Consider the following 16,890-nt stretch of genomic DNA (forward strand, 5'->3'; position numbering starts at 1 on the left):
GTGTTTACAGGACTGGATAAGAAATTTATATAGCAGTTAGGTCATTCGATGATATAATGTAAGTTGTGGAAATTTAATCAAGGAGTTCAGTCATGAAAGATAGTTTCAGCCGCCTACGCAGTATCCTGACCTTTGGCATAGCCATTATTTTTTTGAGCAACCTGTTTGTCAAATCAGATTTCCTTCAAGATCTAAATTTAGTGATGATGCTGGTTGTGATTTTCCTTAGTTTTTTGGTAGTCTCGGGGACTACTTTAATCATCGGCTCTATGTTGTTTCTCTTAAGCATCATTCTCTTTTTAAGTTATGGAGCTCCCTTAAGTATTTGGCTGCAGGCATTGCAGGAGAATATTTATCTGGTGGTTATGTTTGCCCTGGTGCCATTATTGGGAATTCCCATCCGCCATGGCGGCTACTTTGAGGCTTTGCGGGGGTTGTTCCAGCGCTATGTGTACAATGACAGCCGTTTTTACCTCCTGGTCAGCTTCGTTTCAGCCTTTGTGGGGGTTTTGGTCAATTTGGCCGTTGTTCCCTTGGTACTGCAAATAAGTCAGGCCAGCAGCAAAAGTTCAAATCGAAAACTGCTGAGTTCAGCTATCGTTCGTGGTTTTGCCACCTGCACAATTTGGGCACCGACAACAGCTGCCATTGCTCTTGTGGTTCAATTAAGCGGAGCTAGCTGGCTTACATTTTCCCCCTTTGCAGTTTTATGCGGGGTTATTGCCGGTTTAACCGGTTACTTTTTAACAATGTATGAGGAAAAAAAGGCTGGGAATGACCCTTTGGCAGCCGGTGAAGAGCCGGCAGGTGAATTTGATCCTGGCAAAGTCATCGAATTGAGCATTTTTAGTATTATCCTAATCGCAGCCATTGCCGTTCTTTCCTTTGTCACCGGGATACACACTATTGTTGTGGTTTCCTTAGCCTCCATAATTTATCCTATCGCCTGGCTGGGGATCATCGGGAAATTGCAGATCTTAGTTCGGGAGTTTAAGATTTATTTTAATGAAAGTCTTCCCAAATTACAAAATGAGATTATCTTATTTATGGGGGCAGGCTTATTTGCCACAAGCATTAGTTACTCTCATTTGGGCAGCTATGTTTCCCTGTTTTTATCCTATGTGGTGGGAAATAATGCCTTTTTGCTGGCCATCGTTATTATTCTCTGCATTCTTCTCTTATCAGCGTTAGGGGTTCATCCCATTATTCCCGTCACGATTGTTGGCGGAACCATCAAAGCCGCAGCTTATGGTGTAACTCCTACCTATCTGGCCCTTGTTTTGGCGATCAGCTGGTCCATGGGAATTTCTATTTCCCCGTCTTCGGCAACGGTTATCGCCTTATCCGGATTGACGGGGCAATCTCCTATTCAGGTAGGGCCCCGCTGGAACGGCAGGTATGTCTTAATTTCTTCCGGGATTATGCTGCTGGCCTTGACCCTTTTTCGCTTCATTGGCATTTTATAAAGTAGAGTTTTCTTTCCCCCTTAAATTGAACTGGAAGTTCGTATAGATAATTGCAGCTATGGTCGAATGTCAGGTAAACAATGCTTAGGATAGTGGGGGAACTATGGAAGGATATCATCAAGAAGGCAGCTTAACTCCTCGTCATCAGATGGCTTTTGCGTCTTTAAATAAAATCACCTTTTACAGTGACTACAGCAACAGTGTCAGTCTGGACAACATACAGCTTTTTCTGGAGAAAGAAGCGTGTGCAACCATTGGAAAACTGAAAAGGACATCATATTTTCACAAGGGGATCATTAAAAGGATGATTTCAGATATCAATGGTTCAGAAGGAATTATCTATTTTGAAGTTATTTTATCCTCAAAAGTAAATCGCAGCTCCCTTGCAGAAGTTGTATCATGTTTAAATAAGCTTCTTATCTCTGCCTGATAATCAAGGGCAGTAAAAGCCGGTGCAGAATGACTTGAATAAGTCTTGCACCGGCTTTTATTTAAATGGGTGGCTTAAAAAGCTTGAGTTTAATTAAAGTTTACGCAGGGATTCCTCTTCGTAAGGCCATAACCAATTTCCGAAAAAAACTAAGAACTCCCAAAACGAACGAATAATACCCATGGCGATTCTCCTTTCCTATTAAAACAATAAAAATATCTGATAATTCTGACTTATATTTATAGATTAATCTTATCTGGTTGGACTGAAGCTGTCAATAGCAAAGGAGTGAGTGTGACATTTATCACACCGATAGTATCATTGTGATCACGGTCCGAAAACCTGAATTGCCTTAAACTAACCTTAGTCAAAGGGAACACACAAATTTTTAAATAAAGGTTAGGAGGAAACAAATAATGAGTATGTTTTGTTATCAATGTCAGGAAACAGCCAAAGGAACCGGATGCACAATTAAAGGAGTTTGCGGCAAAAGTGAAAATGTGGTTAATTTGCAGGACCTTTTGGTCTACACCTTAAAGGGGATTGCCTTTTATGCCGTTGAAGCCCGCAAGCTGAATATTCTCCGGCCGGATATTGATAAATTCATCATGGAAAGTCTTTTCAGCACCATTACTAATGCCAATTTCGATAAAAACCGTTTTGTTGAACGAATCCAAGCAGGTCTCACCTTGAGGGACGGTCTTAAACAAGAAATTATGCAAGCTGGCGGAACTCTGCCCGAAGTCTTGCCCGAGGCAGCCACTTGGACAGGACCTGTGGATGAGTATGCAGCCAAAGCTGCTCTGGTGGGTATCTTAGCCACGGAAAATGAAGATATCCGATCACTCCGCGAACTCCTGACCTATGGACTGAAAGGGATGGCGGCTTATGCCGAACATGCCTATACCCTTGAGCATCAAGAAGCCGGGATCTTTGCCTTCATGGAGAAAGCCTTGGCTGCCACTCTCGACGACACCCTTGAAGTAGGGGATCTGGTAGCCCTCGTCTTAGAAGCCGGTAAATACGGCGTGGATGTTATGGCCCTCTTAGATAAAGCCAACACCTCCACCTATGGAAATCCGGAACTCACCAAGGTCAACATCGGCGTCCGCAGCAATCCGGCCATCTTAATCAGCGGACACGATTTGAAAGACCTGGAAGAACTGCTCATCCAAACTCAAGGCACAGGAGTGGATGTCTATACCCACGGCGAAATGCTCCCGGCCCATTATTACCCAGCTTTCAAAAAGTATGACCACTTTGTGGGCAACTACGGAAATGCTTGGTACAAACAAGATAAAGAATTCGAATCCTTTAACGGACCCATTTTCCTGACCACCAACTGCTTAGTGCCGCCTAAGGATTCTTATAAAGATCGCCTTTATACTACCGGAGTCGTGGGCTTCGAAGGGGTTAAGCACATCCCTGATCGAGCTGACGGTAAGAGCAAAGATTTCTCCGCCCTGATTGCTCATGCCAAAACCTGCCCGGCTCCCACGGAAATCGAGACCGGAGAAATCGTCGGCGGATTTGCTCACAATCAAGTCCTGGCCTTGGCCGACAAAGTCGTGGAGGCAGTAAAGTCAGGAGCCATTAAACGCTTCTTCGTCATGGCAGGCTGTGACGGCCGGATGAAGAGCCGGGATTATTACACGGACTTTGCCAAAGCTCTGCCCCAAGACACGGTGATCCTCACAGCAGGATGTGCCAAGTATAAATACAATAAGCTGAACCTGGGGGATATCGGAGGAATTCCCAGAGTACTGGATGCAGGACAATGCAACGACTCCTATTCCTTAGCCGTCATCGCCCTGAAACTGAAAGAAGTATTTGGCCTAGAAGATGTAAACCAACTTCCCATCTCCTATAACATTGCCTGGTATGAACAAAAAGCGGTGATTGTCTTACTGGCCCTCCTCCACTTAGGAGTGAAAAACATCCACTTAGGACCCACTCTTCCAGGTTTCCTATCCCCCAATGTGGTAAAAGTCTTAGTTGAAAACTTTGGTATAGCCGGTATTACCAATGTAGAAGATGATCTCAAAATCTTTATGGGCTAAGAACAAGTTGTTTTTTCCCGGTGGCTGCCTTCGATTGAAGGCAGTCTTTTTTGCTATTTTAAAAATCCCAAAACAATACTAATGAATAATAGCCCCGAAAGGCAGGGCAGCTTCGTCCACAGAAGCGAACCCATTACATGGAGAGGCGGTAAAGCCCACAAGCGGCTGTGGCCTGAAAAATCTGGTAGAGCTCTAGCGCCTGCCAAGTTTTTTAATTTTAGACCTGATACATAGAAAAACACTTCTAATGAAAAGCTAGAAGCAGGCAACTGTTTAATAAACCGGAGGTGTTTACTTGTGCGAAAGTGGGAAGATTTAACCAGAGACGAGAAAGAAATCATTAATACGATGAAAAACCAGGGAATAAGCCCTGATGATTTAATCCAGAGAATGAGAAACTCAGGGAGAATGGATGAACGTTCCTTGGAAGGCTTGAAAAAGGCCCTGGACGATATAAAACAGTTTTTAGTACACTAAATAATTTGACGAGTGTTAGTTAAGCACTCGTCTCTTCATTGTTAATACATGGAATATCGTCTATAATTAAATGGTATTATAAAAAGGGGGGATACAGACATGATTCTCACCACCACACCCTCAATTGAAGGGCATAAGATTACGGCCTATTTAGGCGTTATTACCGGGGAAGCAATCATGGGCGCAAATATTATGCGGGATATTTTTGCCAGTATCACTGATATTATCGGAGGGCGTTCCGGTGCCTATGAAGAAAAGCTGCATGATGCCCGGGAAATTGCTTTAAGAGAGTTAGAGGAACGTGCTTCAAGGCTGGGGGCTAATGCCGTTGTGGGAATTGATTTGGATTATGAAGTGATCGGTCAACACGGCAGCATGCTTATGGTCAGCGCTTCCGGCACTGCTGTTAGGATGGAGTAAGAGGTTAAGAAACAAACTACATAACAATAGCTTGAAAACATAGGTCCGGTTAAGAGCAGTGAAAAGCATCTTAACCGGTTTGCTATGTCCTTAGATTTGTTGGGAATTGAAACTAACTTGAAAGGGGTTAATCCTCTATGAAAATTGTTGCTATGGGAGATTCCCTTACTGAAGGATATCCTTATACTCGAAAAGAATCGTGGGTGACTTATTTAGAACAAGAACTTGGATGTGAAATGCTTAACAAAGGTATCAACGGAAATTTGACCCGGGATATGGCCAGGCGTTTTAAACGAGATGTTCTCGCTTTTAATCCTACCCACGCTACCATTCTGGGCGGAACCAATGACGCTTATGCAGGATACCCATTAGAAAGTGTAAGTTCTAATTTATTAGAGATGGTGACCATGTGTCAGGAGAGGGGAATTATTCCTATCCTCGGCATGCCCATTCCCATCTTGGTTCCTGAAGAAGAAGCACTTCTCAGTCAATACCGGAACTGGGTCAATGATTTTGCTCAAAGCAACGGATTGATAAAGCTTGATTTTTATACTCCTTTCCAAAAACGCGTTGAAGCGGATGGAGGGTTAGGGTTATATGCGGATGAAGTCCATCCCAATATTACGGGATATCAATTCATGGGTGAAATCGCCTCTCAGGAATTGAAGGCTTTTTTAAAGTAAAAATTCTCATAGGCAATGCATTAATCCAGCCAACTTTGGAATTATAAATTTTATGAAAAATGATGAAGGGAGCTGAGGTTACTTGCCGGAAATTCCTGAAATGGAGATCTATGAGCATTACTTGAATCAATTGGTAAAAAACAAAAAAATTTCCAGGGTTAATGTTTTACGTTTAAAAAGCATTAACCTTGAAAGTACCGTATTTTCCTCGCAAGTAATGAATAAGCAGATAACGGGGATTGAACGTCAGGGCAAATTCCTTATCTTTCATCTTGATGATGATAACTATCTATTGACCCATATGATGCTGGATGGCAGGCTTTTTTATATTACTAATGAGGATATTAACCAATCCATGGTAATGCAGAGCAGTGCTGAAGATCTAAAAGAAATGATTAAGGATTTGCCGGGAAAGCCAAGTGTTGTATTTGGATTAGACGATGGTTCAACACTATTTTTTTGTAATCTAACCTTAGGCTATTTATATTACCTGGGCAAAGATGAACTTGAGAAAAAGCTTCAGGAATTAGGGAGAGATCCCCTGGACCCATCTTTTCAAGCTCAGGAATTTGCTCAATTACTTGAGGGAAAACGCGGGAAAATTAAACCCTGGCTAATGAATCCCAGAAATATTTCCGGAGTCGGCAATGCTTATTCAAATGAAGCACTGTTTCAAGCGGGGATTTTACCAACAAGAGTCATTTCCGCAATAAGTGTTGAAGAAAAGCAGGCCCTTTTCCGCTCTTTAGTGGAAATTATTAACGAATCTATACGTCTTGGCGGAGATATGGAGGAGCCATTTGCAGACTGGGACGACTTTACCGGAGGATACAATGCCCATTTTAAAGTGTACGCGAGGGAAGGAGTCCCCTGCGTCAACTGCCGGGAGCCCATTCAGAAATCCGAAGTTGGGGGGAGAAACTCCTATTTCTGCCCTCTATGTCAGAAGTAAGAGAGACAGAAGTGAGAGACACAGAAAGCAAAGCAAAGGAGACAACTATCCAAAGAAATTGATAGCTGTCTCCTTTTGCTGCTGCTCAAATGCCGCGGCAGCAGGCTTGTCTAATTTGAAGTATCCGATGGCTTCCCTTCCGTCTCATCAGAAGAACCAGGCAAGCTCTTGTTGGGACTTTCCTCCTTAAGGGTTTGCTTAGTTTTGAGATTTTCCTCCTTAAGAGCTTGCTTCGCTTTAAGCTTTAACCTTAATTCCCGCCAAATAGCCAAAAGGAGCATAACTAAAGCTCCGGCAAATGTCGAACCTAAGATAACAAGAACTAACGGAACGTCTGTGGTAATCCAAAACAGCTGAATAGTAACTAAGCCGGCATTTTGAATTGCAAAAATTGCAATCAGAAGAGAACAAATAAGGGATAATATGAGTACGAACATTTAACGTAACCTCCTTTGGTCATTGAATATATACTAATTCGACTATAATCTGCCGGAATCCTGCTAATCTTGCTCCGGGCTATCACTTACAACTTCAAGTGAAGGAAAGGTTTGCTTCTTAAAGAATCTAGACTGGGTAATTAAGGAGAGAAGTGCTATACTAACCATAATACAAGGGAGGGATAGACAACATGAAAAAGGTTTTCCTGGTTCTAAGCTTATTTTTGGTGTTCATGCTGTTAGATGGGTGCAGCACAAAGAATGATAAGCCACCCGTCGATGACTCCAAACCCCAAGATACTCAACAATTGACTATCCAAGATTACTATCCATTTAAAGATAATACAACATATATATATGAAGGTGAAGGAAATGAGTTTGCTGCTTATACAGCTGCTGTAGACTATATTCAGGACAATCGCATCCAGATAAGATCCAACAATGGCGGAACTGAGATGGTTCGAGTGCTGGAAAACAGTAAGGGCGCATTGACACTGATATATTCCCAAGGAGAAACCTATTACCGAGAGAATTTAACTCAAGGACACACTAATAAAGAAGAGATCTTGTTGAAAGAACCGCTCAAAGTAGGAAATTCTTGGACTTTGGCTGACGGCCGAAAGCGAATCATTACAAACTTAACGGCAGAGGTTACAACCCCTTTAGGAGCTTATAAAGCCTTAGAGGTTACAACTGAGGGTGAGAAGGATAAAACTCAAGATTATTATGCCCCGGATATTGGTCTTGTAAAAACGGTGTTTACTTCAAATGATTTTGTGGTCACTTCTGCGTTAAGCAAGCTGGAAGATAATGTTCCCCTAACTCAAACAGTAAAGTTCTTTTACCCAAATGTAAATGACGATAAATTGTATTATATTAATAAGAAACTAACCTTTAAAACCAATGATCTTACTAAAACAGTCATTGAAAAGGCGTTTAAAGAATTGCCTAATGGAGAGGTTGAGAAGGTCTTAGGCCCTAATGTCAAAATTAATAGCTTATACTTAAATAAGGACAACGCGGTTTACATTGATTTCAGCAAAGAGTTAACAAAGGAAATGAATGCCGGATCAGGCTATGAAAGTATGATTTTACAAAGTATCACGAATACCATTGGTACTTATTATGGTGTGGACAAAGTCTGCATTACTATTGAAAGCAATCCCTATTCATCGGGACACTATGTGATGAACAAAGGTGAATTTTTTAAGGTGGATTTAACCAATAGTTATGAACTTTGAGCAAGGAGAGAGGTCATGCCTACGTCTGTACGTTTTTTACATTGCGGCGGTTTCCGATTTGACAGTCCTGATTGGGAGGGGCCTGAGAAATGGACAGCACTTCGGAATCAGGATTTATGGCAAACATTTCAGGCTGTTCTCAATCTGTGTCAAACGGAAAATATTGAGTTTCTTTTCATAACAGGCAATCTCTTTGACCAGGAATATGTTCGCAAAGAGACAGTTGAGAGGGTCGCAGGTTCTCTGGCAAAATTACAGGATACAAAGATTTTTATTACTCCCGGCAGGCTGGACCCTCATATCATAACCTCTGCCTATCGATTAACGGTTTGGCCTGGTAATGTGTATATTTTCTCCAGTGGTGTCAGCAGTTTCCCATTTCCTACTCATAACCTTATAGTTTCAGGATCAGGCTGGACGGCTTATCATCAGGAAAAATCCTTTCTTGAACATTATGAGCGCAGCAAGGACGGTACCATCCAGGTCATGCTTCTCCATGCGGTCATGGAGTCAGAAAAAAGTCCTGAGGGATATATTCCCCTGCGTCAGGAGCAAATTGCCTCAAGTAACTTGAATTATTTAGCCTTGGGTCATAACGAAGGTTGGAGTGGAATTCAAAAAATTGGAGAAACAACCTTAGCGGATTGCGGCGCTGTTGAACCAAGAACGTTTGCAGATCAAGGTCCTCATGGCGTGATTCTCGGGGAATTATCCATAGATTCTTCCCGGTTTGAATTTAAAGAATTAGCCCAACGAGCTTATATTACCAAGAATCTCTCCCTTCAGGGCAAGGATAATCTTGAAGACATGGTTGAGGAGATAATAGCGGGGATAGGTCAGGGAGAAAGAGAAAGGAATCTTTATAGGATTAATTTAAAGGGATCTCTCACCGACATTGAGAGTATAATTCAGCCTATGCAAAAACTCCTGGAAAAAAAGCTGAACTTCGTGGAAGTTATTCCTTTGGAAAGCAAGGGAGAGCCAAGTATAGAACCAAGCTGGCGGGTAGTAGAGAACAGCGAGGGATTTCCAACCTTAGCTCATTTGTTCCTTAAGAAACTGAAGAAGCGATTGGCAGAGGCTGATGAAGATCAGAAGGAATACTGGGGGCTGGTAGAAAAAATCGGACAAACAGCCCTGGGACGAGGACGGGTATTCGATGATTATTGATCGCATTCGAATTTTAAATCATGAGAAAATGGCGGATCTTGATCTCCGCTTTTCTCAAGGCCCTGTGGTAATAAAATTTGCGGAAATAAGCCAGCAGAAGTTGTTTTATGAGCTTCTGTTTAGTTTATTATTTAACCGGAAGGATTCTCTTGTCTTGCAAGGACTAAAACAGAATACTTCCGTTGAGATTTGGGTGCTTGAAGAATTCGGCCGCTTTCATATTCGCTTTGAATACCAGCCCAAAAAAGGTGATTGGGAGCTGGACATATCTATTGGAAAGGAAGATTATCAGTTCGTATGTCTTCTGGAAGGCATGAGCCCGGGGAACTATTTCTTTAAATGTAAGGAGCAGACGTTTTTCCAGGGAAGAGCTATCCAATGGCCGGAATACAGTGGTCCGGGTCATCTCCTTCAGCGCATTCGAAATCTGCGCCAAGGCGGAGATGATGAACTGTCAGTAAGCAAAGTCCGTGCTTCCATTGCCGGAGCACTAAAGCGGCTTAAAGATCAGCAAGAGGGTATGGAACAGGTTAAAGCTGAGTGTGAAGTTCTCAGGAGTGAATGGGAAAGTATCCATCGTCAGCAGGAAGAAGAGCGCTTGATGCAAATAGAAATAAAAAACCTGCAAGAAAAAGCTGACATTTTGGCCGATAGGATTGCTGTAACAAAGAAAATTCAAGACAGAATCAACTGCTTGTTGGAAAATCCCGATTATCGGGAGCTGCGGCACCTCCAAGAGGAGATCAATGGGTTGGAAGAACGCCGGCAATACTTAAATACTGCCCTGGGTGCTAATTCGGATGGGTCTTGTGTGGATTGGGGCATTATCGAGAGTTATCGGGAAGAATGTGCCGAGTGGGCTGGGCACCAGAAAAACGTTGATTACCTAGAATTGGGAATTAAAAATCGCCAGGAAAAAGTTCTTGAGATTGAGCAAGACCTTCAATTGTCAGGATACCAAGGATTTCAAGAGGATGAGGATGAGCAATTAAGAAAGGTAGTCCAGGAGCGAGAGATTGCTCAAGAAAAATGCCGCAAACTTGGCGTTTCAAAACGTGTACTGCATAGGCTGGAAAATTTATTAGCCCGGGAAAAGTCTCAAGCGGAAGACTTGGAGATTATGGCAGCTGTAACAACGTCAGATATTGAGTGGATTTTACATAAAGAAAAGCAATTGGCAAAATGGCGGAATTCCAAACTGGGAGGCTTCTTAGACGGAACATTGAAGAAACGAATGGGGGTAAAAAGCATTGCCGAAACCCTTTCCTCCCATCTTCTCCACTATTACAAGAGTTACCAAACTTCAAACTATGAGGAATTTACGAATAAGCTGGAAAAATATCGCACACAACAACAGCGGATTCAAAAGATTAAGGGACAAATTCTGCAAGTGCAGGCAAAAATAAATCAAGAGCAGCACCTGCGAAGGATGGAAACTTACTACAGCCAAAGGATAGAGGGAGCGTTAAAGGCAGTTCATGCCGCTGATTTTGCCGAATGGCTAAGAGGATGGAAAAATTTTAAGCAGAAAAAAGAACAGATCTCCTTAGACAGGGCTGAAATAACGACTTTAAGGGAAAAGCTGTCCCTTGAAGAAAAGAACCTGGCAGCTTGTACGGAAGGACTCCGTGAAAAACTGAAGAATTGGGATATTCCTACATCGAATAGGGAAGAAGTGCTGGCAGCTGTTTTGAACCTTTCAGCACTCCTGCATGAGAAAAGGGAAGCTGATAGGGAAATCAGCGCGTATTCAGAGAAGTATCAGCGTCTACTGGGAGAACGGAATATGGAACAGCTTTCCGAAAAATTGGAACCCTTAGCAGAGTTAGAACGAGAACTATGCTTCAGCCCGGAAGAAAGGCTGGCTGACATAACAACCTGGACTCAAGAGCATGCCCAGCTCCAGACCCGCATTAACGCCTTGAAACAACGCCTTCAAAGGAGTCCAGTAACTTCAAACTTAACACTGCTGGAGAAAAAGATTACTAAGCTTAAAGGGCAATGGACAGCTTATGAGGATTTAGGTCATGCTCTAGAGGAAGCTCAAGCCTTGTTGGAATTGTCTTGGCAGGAATGGCAAACCAACCACGAACCATCTCTAAACCGAGAAAAGCAATGGATTAGTGAACATACATTTTCTTTAACGGCATTGAGATCGGGCAACGAAGAAATTCAGGCACTGAGGAACTATTTTGCTTATCGAATGGCCGTCGCCCAGTTAGCCCTGGGTGTAAATACGGATATACCTTTGTTTTTCTCAGTTGGCAATATTAAAAGCGGTCTGCAGAGTTTTTGGGAGGACGCAACTAACTATTTGCAGACTTTAGCATTATCCCGCCAGATCTTCTTTTTTACGACAGACCCTGAGCTTGAAGAGAATCTTGCCGGGAAAGGTTGGGCTGCATTACAGGTAGAAATCTAGTTCAATAAATTAGAATTAGTTTTCGCCTCTGTTAAGTTGACAATGAAAGCAGAATAATAGAAAATAATAGAGGATAATATCAAAAATAACTACTTAGGGGGGTTCTATGGAAAAAGGAGAATTAATACAGATTAGGCAGTTTCTTGAGAAGTTAAAAGCTAAGATATTCACAATTAAAAATATATCCTGGAAATCTCCAAGAGTGATTGGAGGAACCGTAGTTTTTCTGATTGCTGTAGGCAGTGGACTAGTCTATCTGAATTCAACGACATCAGCCGTTTATGTTGTTGTTAATGATCATAAAATAGGCCTTGTTGCCAGTAAAGATCAAGCTGAAGAAATGGTAGATGAGATTTTCTCTGAAAAGGGTGCTCCCTTGGGTATTGAAGCGAAGACCAATGATAGTATTACATATTCATCAGTCCGGGTGAAAAATGCTGAGTATCATGAGCTTGCCAAAGAAACCTTAGCTGAAGATATTTCCTATTACGTTGACGGAGCTGCTGTGCTGGTTAATAAGCAGCCGATTTTTGTCTTGGCAAAAGCAGAAGATGCAGATAGATTATTAAACGATTTTAAGGATTACTATGCTCAGCCAAGTGATAAAAATCAAGTCCTATCCAGCTCCTTTGAAGACGATGTAAAGACCCAGGCAAAGCAAGTTCCTTTAGAGCAAGCTGTTTCCTATGATCAAGCTTTAGAAAAACTAAAAGAAGGCAACTTACAAAAAATCGAATATACTGTGCAGAAAGATGATTCCTGGTGGCTCATAGCGCGAAAAAACGATATGAAGACCAAAGAAGTTTTGGCCAGTAATCCTGGTACTACGGAAGATACCATACTTAAACCGGGTCAGAAAATTTACTTAGATAAGGTTACTCCTTATATAACCGTTGTCTGCGAAGGGGTTCGTACGGACGTAGAAACTATTCCTTTTGATGTCATATCGCAAACTGACGTAAGTTTAGCCAGCGGGGAAACGAAAATCAAACAAAGCGGCAGTGATGGACAAAAAGAAGTTCAATATGCTTATGTTCAGAAAAACGATAAGGTAGTCTCTCAGACGGTGAAAGACGAAAAAGTACTTAAAGCAGCAGTTTCTCAGATCGTGGAAAAAGGACCTCAACGTGTAACCGTTGCTTATTCCCGGGGAAGCGGGAGTATAGCTTCGGGGATATCTTGGCCCTTGAGAGGATCGATTACCTCGTATTATGGTTATCGCGGGTCCGGCTTTCACACCGGAATTGATATTGCCGGGGATCAGGGAGATCCCTATACAGCCGCTGCCCCAGGCAAGGTCGTGAGCGCGGGTTGGAATGGCAACTATGGTTACTCAATTCTAATTGACCATGGTAACGGTATTATGACACGTTATGCTCATTCCTCAAAACTACTGGTCTCCGCGGGACAAAGTGTCTCAAAAGGGCAGACTATAGGTTTAGTGGGCTCAACAGGAAATGCTACCGGCTCTCATTTGCATTTTGAAGTGATTATTAACGGTGATACCGTTAATCCGCTTAATTCCCTTCGTTAAAAATATAACAATTGCTTTAAATTTAAAAGTCTTAAGCATTTTTTACCGTGCTTAAGACTTTTTTTATTAAAATTTCAATTGCCTGTATTAAAGGCTTTTTCGATAATTTTATACATCTATGACAGCGTCTTTGGACAATTATTCAGACTTATCAAATCCGGTAAAATGACAGATAACCTTGACACTCTGGCAACTTATTTGCTATCATAAAGTTGTCAGTTGGTGAATTTTATGGCATAGGCATTATTTTTTTGCTGGGACCGAAAGGCTCTCTTTTTTTGCCTTCGCCATACCTGCTTAAACAAAGAAACAAATAAGCAGGGAATTTAAAGAATAATTTTGGGAGGAGAATTATCATATGAAAAAGTTTAAAGGATTGATTGCTGCGGCCTTAGCCTTGTCTCTTTTGGGATTAGCAGGATGTGGTGCAGCAGACACGGACACAAAAGCAAAAACGACGTTGGAGAAAGCTAAAGAACAAGGTTATGTTGTCGTCGGCTTTGCTAACGAAAAGCCTTATGCTTATCAAACGCCTGATGGAAAACTAACCGGAGAAGCTGTTGAAGTTGCGAGGGCGGCACTTAAAAATATGGGAATTGATGAGATGAAAGGGGAATTAACAGAGTTTGCTTCTCTGATCCCCGGACTTAACGCCAAGCGTTTTGACATGATCACAGCGGGAATGTTCATTAATCCGGATCGTGCCAAGGAAGTGGATTTTGCTAACCCGGAATACAGCATCGGGGAAGCTATAGCTGTTAAAAAAGGAAATCCCCTGGATATTCACAGCTATGCCGACATTGCGGCTAATTCTGACGTCACCATAGCAGTTCCCGGCGGAGCCATTGAATACGATTATCTTCTCAAATCTGGGGTTCCTCTTAAACAAATTATGACTGTACCTGATATGCCTGCTGCTTTATCAGCTCTTCAATCCGGACGCGCTGATGCTCTTACGGCTACCGGTCCATCAGTTCAAGCTACTCTCGAAACAGCAAACAATCCTGACTTAGAAAGGGTTATGGATTTTGTTCAGCCGGTTATCGATGGTAAGGAAGTTAAAGGTTACGGTGCAACAGCCTTCCGCAAAGAAGACAAAGATTTCCGTGAGGCATTTAATGCAGAATTACAAAAACTCAAAGACTCCGGTGAACTGCTGAAGATTATTGAGCCTTTCGGCTTTACTGAACAAGAACTTCCCGGTGATAAAACAGCCGAAGTATTGAGCAAATAAATCGAATATCTAGGGATACCGAAGAGAATTTACCCAAAAACCTTTCCGAAAGGGGTCGGTGTAAACCTATGTGGTTTGATATTCTCCCTTCTTTCTGGGAGGGAGCAAAAATAACGTTAGAATTAACCGTTTTCTCAGCGATTATCGCATTTTTCCTAGCTTTTTTAGCTGGGTTTGGCAGACTTTCAAAGTACAGGATAGTTCGCATTGTTGCAGCAACCTATGTTGAGATTTTCCGGGGAACATCCTTGTTTGTTCAGCTCTTCTGGATTTACTTTGCCTTGCCGTTATTTGGCATCATGCTGCCTAAAATGGTGGCGGGAATATTGGCCTTGTCTTTTAACGCAGGGGCTTATGGCTCTGAGGTCGTCAGAAGTACAATTCTTTCTGTGCCCAAAGGACAAACGGAAGCCGCCATTGCTCTCAATATGACACCCTGGCAGCGAACCCGGTTGGTTATCTTGCCCCAGGCCTTAGTCATGATGCTTCCGGCCTTCGGCAATCTGATTATTGAGATGCTTAAAGGGACGGCACTGGTCTCCTTAGTAACTCTCTCAGACCTGACCTTTGTTGCCACAGTTCTCAATTCTTCGATCATGCGTCCTACGGAGATCTTTACCGTATTGCTGGTTATCTATTTCATTATCTCTCTGCCTTTCACGCGTGGCATACGCTGGATTGAACACAGGTTATCCGCGGGGAGGTATTAATTATGTGGAGTTGGGAATATGCTTTACAGATTCTACCGCAAATTTTAGAGGCTCTAAAGATTACGGTTTCAGCGACTTTCGTAGCCTTTGCAGTAGCGCTGGTTGTGGGATTGCTCCTGACACTGGCGCGCAGGTCTCACTATAAATTGTTATCCTTATTTGCCCAGGGGTTCGTAGAGTTTGTACGAAATACCCCCCTGTTAGTGCAGCTTTACTTTATATTTTATGTTTTGCCAGAACATGGCTTAGCTTTGACTCCCTTTCTGGCTGGGGTTATTGGCTTGGGACTGCACTACAGCACCTACCTGGCGGAGGTTTACCGAGGGGGAATTGAATCAGTTCCCCCGGGACAATGGGAAGCGGCAAAAGCCCTCAATTTTTCCACCTTTGAAACCTGGAAAAAAGTTATTTTGCCCCAGTCTATTCCGCCGGTCATACCGGTCATGGGAAACTATCTGATAACCATGTTTAAGGAAACCCCTGTACTCTCAGCGATCACACTAGTTGAGATAATGCAGACAGCTAAGATGCTTGGTTCTCACTCATTCCGTTATCTTGAAGCATTTACGATAGTTGGAGCACTGTTTTTAGTGCTGAGTTACTCATCTTCTCTCGTGGTGAAGAGTTTGGAAGCTCGTCTAAATCTCAGATAACAATATGTTAAACAAGCAAAGGAGGTTGATCGTGTGAGTGTACCTTTAAAATTAATTTGCAAAGATGATCCTAATAAAACCATTGATTCGGAAGCTCATAAAAATGCCGTTCGTCCCATTGTCACTTATAATAATATCTGCAAATCCTATGGGGATCTTCAGGTTTTAAAAAATATTAATCTGGACATCTCTCCCGGCGAAAAAGTGGCCCTTATTGGGCCCAGCGGCTCGGGAAAAACAACGATTGCCCGTTTGCTTATGACCTTGGAAGAACCAACATCGGGAACGATTGAAGTAGAAGGAGAACTTCTCTGGCACCAAAAGGTCAAGGATAAGCTGGTCAAGGCCAACGAGAAACACCTGCATCAGGTCCGGGGCAATATCGGGATGGTATTTCAGCATTTTAACCTATTTCCCCATATGACGATTTTGCGTAATGTTATGGAAGCCCCGCGAACAGTACTGGGACTCAGTAAGGAAGAATCCAAAGACCGTGCTATTAAAATGCTGGAAAAAGTAGGACTTGCCAGTAAAATGGATGTCTATCCTGCCCAGCTGTCCGGAGGACAAAAGCAGCGTGTAGCCATTGCCCGTGCCTTGGTTATGCGTCCGAAAGTCATGCTTTTTGACGAACCTACTTCAGCTCTGGACCCAGAGTTAGTTGGTGAGGTCCTGGAAGTTATTAAGGAAATTGCTGCCGAAGGCGAAATGGCCATGCTTCTGATTACCCACGAGATGGACTTCGCCAGGGATGTAGCAGACCGGGTTTTGTTTTTCGATCAAGGGCGGATTATTGAACAAGGTCCGCCAAAGAAGATTTTTAACAATCCCGAAAGTGAACGCTTGCAGACTTTCTTAAGCCGTTTTAACCGGCATTAAATGTTAATTGGCATTAATTAAGCATAGCTGCAATAGACTATAAATATGGCTAATAGAATTATCAAAGGCCGGCGTTAAACCACTGAGTTATGACGCCGGCCTTTTTATTTAAGTTTATACCT

Annotated in this window: 16 protein-coding genes; 15 read left to right on the forward strand and 1 reads right to left on the reverse strand. The window is 42.6% G+C overall.

Annotation, left to right across the window (positions count from 1 at the left end; all coding sequences use genetic code 11):
* Nucleotides 1-92: 92 nt before the first annotated feature.
* The 7 genes from DESOR_RS09915 (at nt 93) to DESOR_RS09945 (ending at nt 6,488) form a co-directional block, all read left to right on the forward strand.
* Complete coding sequence (locus tag DESOR_RS09915; protein ID WP_014184458.1) at nt 93-1,466, forward strand: C4-dicarboxylate ABC transporter; 1,374 nt, start codon at nt 93-95, stop codon at nt 1,464-1,466.
* A 103-nt stretch (nt 1,467-1,569) separates the two neighbouring features.
* A complete protein-coding gene (locus DESOR_RS09920; RefSeq protein ID WP_014184459.1) occupies nt 1,570-1,896 on the forward strand; it encodes a hypothetical protein in 327 nt (108 codons plus the stop codon).
* A gap of 416 nt (nt 1,897-2,312) precedes the next feature.
* On the forward strand, nt 2,313-3,956 hold the full coding sequence (gene hcp / locus DESOR_RS09925) for a hydroxylamine reductase (protein WP_014184461.1): 1,644 nt from the start codon (nt 2,313-2,315) through the stop codon (nt 3,954-3,956).
* A 297-nt stretch (nt 3,957-4,253) separates the two neighbouring features.
* A complete protein-coding gene (locus DESOR_RS09930; protein ID WP_014184462.1) occupies nt 4,254-4,433 on the forward strand; it encodes a hypothetical protein in 180 nt (59 codons plus the stop codon).
* Nucleotides 4,434-4,532: 99 nt separating this feature from the next.
* A complete protein-coding gene (locus DESOR_RS09935) occupies nt 4,533-4,853 on the forward strand; it encodes a heavy metal-binding domain-containing protein (RefSeq protein ID WP_014184463.1) in 321 nt (106 codons plus the stop codon).
* A gap of 137 nt (nt 4,854-4,990) precedes the next feature.
* On the forward strand, nt 4,991-5,536 hold the full coding sequence (locus DESOR_RS09940; RefSeq protein WP_014184464.1) for an SGNH/GDSL hydrolase family protein: 546 nt from the start codon (nt 4,991-4,993) through the stop codon (nt 5,534-5,536).
* A gap of 82 nt (nt 5,537-5,618) precedes the next feature.
* A complete protein-coding gene (locus DESOR_RS09945) occupies nt 5,619-6,488 on the forward strand; it encodes an Fpg/Nei family DNA glycosylase (protein WP_014184465.1) in 870 nt (289 codons plus the stop codon).
* A gap of 110 nt (nt 6,489-6,598) precedes the next feature.
* Here DESOR_RS09945 and DESOR_RS09950 read toward each other — a convergent pair whose 3' ends face one another.
* Nucleotides 6,599-6,925: a LapA family protein gene (locus DESOR_RS09950; protein ID WP_014184466.1), complete on the reverse strand. Its 327-nt coding sequence runs from the start codon at nt 6,923-6,925 to the stop codon at nt 6,599-6,601.
* 191 nt (nt 6,926-7,116) lie between these two features.
* On the opposite strand from DESOR_RS09950, the gene DESOR_RS09955 reads away from it, so the two are divergent.
* The 8 genes from DESOR_RS09955 to ehuA all read left to right on the forward strand — a co-directional run bounded on the left by DESOR_RS09955 (nt 7,117) and on the right by ehuA (nt 16,768).
* Nucleotides 7,117-8,166 (forward strand): GerMN domain-containing protein, encoded by a 1,050-nt coding sequence (locus DESOR_RS09955; RefSeq protein WP_014184467.1) that lies wholly within the window; start codon nt 7,117-7,119, stop codon nt 8,164-8,166.
* Nucleotides 8,167-8,181: 15 nt separating this feature from the next.
* Nucleotides 8,182-9,336 carry a metallophosphoesterase family protein gene (locus tag DESOR_RS09960; RefSeq protein WP_014184468.1) on the forward strand — a complete coding sequence of 385 codons (1,155 nt, stop codon included), beginning with the start codon at nt 8,182-8,184 and terminating at the stop codon, nt 9,334-9,336.
* Nucleotides 9,326-11,758: an AAA family ATPase gene (locus tag DESOR_RS09965; protein WP_014184469.1), complete on the forward strand. Its 2,433-nt coding sequence runs from the start codon at nt 9,326-9,328 to the stop codon at nt 11,756-11,758. Before DESOR_RS09960 ends, DESOR_RS09965 begins: the two co-directional genes overlap by 11 nt.
* Nucleotides 11,759-11,864: 106 nt before the next feature.
* On the forward strand, nt 11,865-13,292 hold the full coding sequence (locus DESOR_RS09970) for a LysM peptidoglycan-binding domain-containing M23 family metallopeptidase (protein ID WP_014184470.1): 1,428 nt from the start codon (nt 11,865-11,867) through the stop codon (nt 13,290-13,292).
* A 358-nt stretch (nt 13,293-13,650) separates the two neighbouring features.
* The gene (ehuB, locus tag DESOR_RS09975) at nt 13,651-14,526 is read left to right on the forward strand and encodes an ectoine/hydroxyectoine ABC transporter substrate-binding protein EhuB (protein ID WP_014184471.1); all 876 of its coding nucleotides are present in this window, start codon (nt 13,651-13,653) and stop codon (nt 14,524-14,526) included.
* 68 nt (nt 14,527-14,594) lie between these two features.
* Nucleotides 14,595-15,236: an ectoine/hydroxyectoine ABC transporter permease subunit EhuC gene (gene ehuC / locus DESOR_RS09980; protein ID WP_014184472.1), complete on the forward strand. Its 642-nt coding sequence runs from the start codon at nt 14,595-14,597 to the stop codon at nt 15,234-15,236.
* A 2-nt stretch (nt 15,237-15,238) separates the two neighbouring features.
* Entirely contained in the window at nt 15,239-15,889 is a 651-nt protein-coding gene (gene ehuD / locus DESOR_RS09985; protein ID WP_014184473.1) for an ectoine/hydroxyectoine ABC transporter permease subunit EhuD, read from the forward strand.
* A 33-nt stretch (nt 15,890-15,922) separates the two neighbouring features.
* On the forward strand, nt 15,923-16,768 hold the full coding sequence (gene ehuA, locus DESOR_RS09990; protein WP_014184474.1) for an ectoine/hydroxyectoine ABC transporter ATP-binding protein EhuA: 846 nt from the start codon (nt 15,923-15,925) through the stop codon (nt 16,766-16,768).
* The last annotated feature ends 122 nt before the right edge of the window (nt 16,769-16,890 follow it).

It is taken from the genome of Desulfosporosinus orientis DSM 765, assembly GCF_000235605.1.
Classification (GTDB): Bacteria; Bacillota; Desulfitobacteriia; order Desulfitobacteriales; family Desulfitobacteriaceae; genus Desulfosporosinus; species Desulfosporosinus orientis.

Excerpts from the sequence above, each read along its gene's own strand:
- DESOR_RS09915 (WP_014184458.1), top strand. The coding sequence starts at position 93 with ATGAAAGATAGTTTCAGCCGCCTACGCAGTATCCTGACCTTTGGCATA.
- DESOR_RS09920 (WP_014184459.1), top strand. The coding sequence starts at position 1,570 with ATGGAAGGATATCATCAAGAAGGCAGCTTAACTCCTCGTCATCAGATG.
- hcp (WP_014184461.1), top strand. The coding sequence starts at position 2,313 with ATGAGTATGTTTTGTTATCAATGTCAGGAAACAGCCAAAGGAACCGGA.
- DESOR_RS09935 (WP_014184463.1), top strand. The coding sequence starts at position 4,533 with ATGATTCTCACCACCACACCCTCAATTGAAGGGCATAAGATTACGGCC.
- DESOR_RS09940 (WP_014184464.1), top strand. The coding sequence starts at position 4,991 with ATGAAAATTGTTGCTATGGGAGATTCCCTTACTGAAGGATATCCTTAT.
- DESOR_RS09950 (WP_014184466.1), bottom strand. The coding sequence starts at position 6,925 with ATGTTCGTACTCATATTATCCCTTATTTGTTCTCTTCTGATTGCAATT.
- DESOR_RS09955 (WP_014184467.1), top strand. The coding sequence starts at position 7,117 with ATGAAAAAGGTTTTCCTGGTTCTAAGCTTATTTTTGGTGTTCATGCTG.
- DESOR_RS09960 (WP_014184468.1), top strand. The coding sequence starts at position 8,182 with ATGCCTACGTCTGTACGTTTTTTACATTGCGGCGGTTTCCGATTTGAC.
- DESOR_RS09965 (WP_014184469.1), top strand. The coding sequence starts at position 9,326 with ATGATTATTGATCGCATTCGAATTTTAAATCATGAGAAAATGGCGGAT.
- DESOR_RS09970 (WP_014184470.1), top strand. The coding sequence starts at position 11,865 with ATGGAAAAAGGAGAATTAATACAGATTAGGCAGTTTCTTGAGAAGTTA.
- ehuB (WP_014184471.1), top strand. The coding sequence starts at position 13,651 with ATGAAAAAGTTTAAAGGATTGATTGCTGCGGCCTTAGCCTTGTCTCTT.
- ehuC (WP_014184472.1), top strand. The coding sequence starts at position 14,595 with ATGTGGTTTGATATTCTCCCTTCTTTCTGGGAGGGAGCAAAAATAACG.
- ehuD (WP_014184473.1), top strand. The coding sequence starts at position 15,239 with ATGTGGAGTTGGGAATATGCTTTACAGATTCTACCGCAAATTTTAGAG.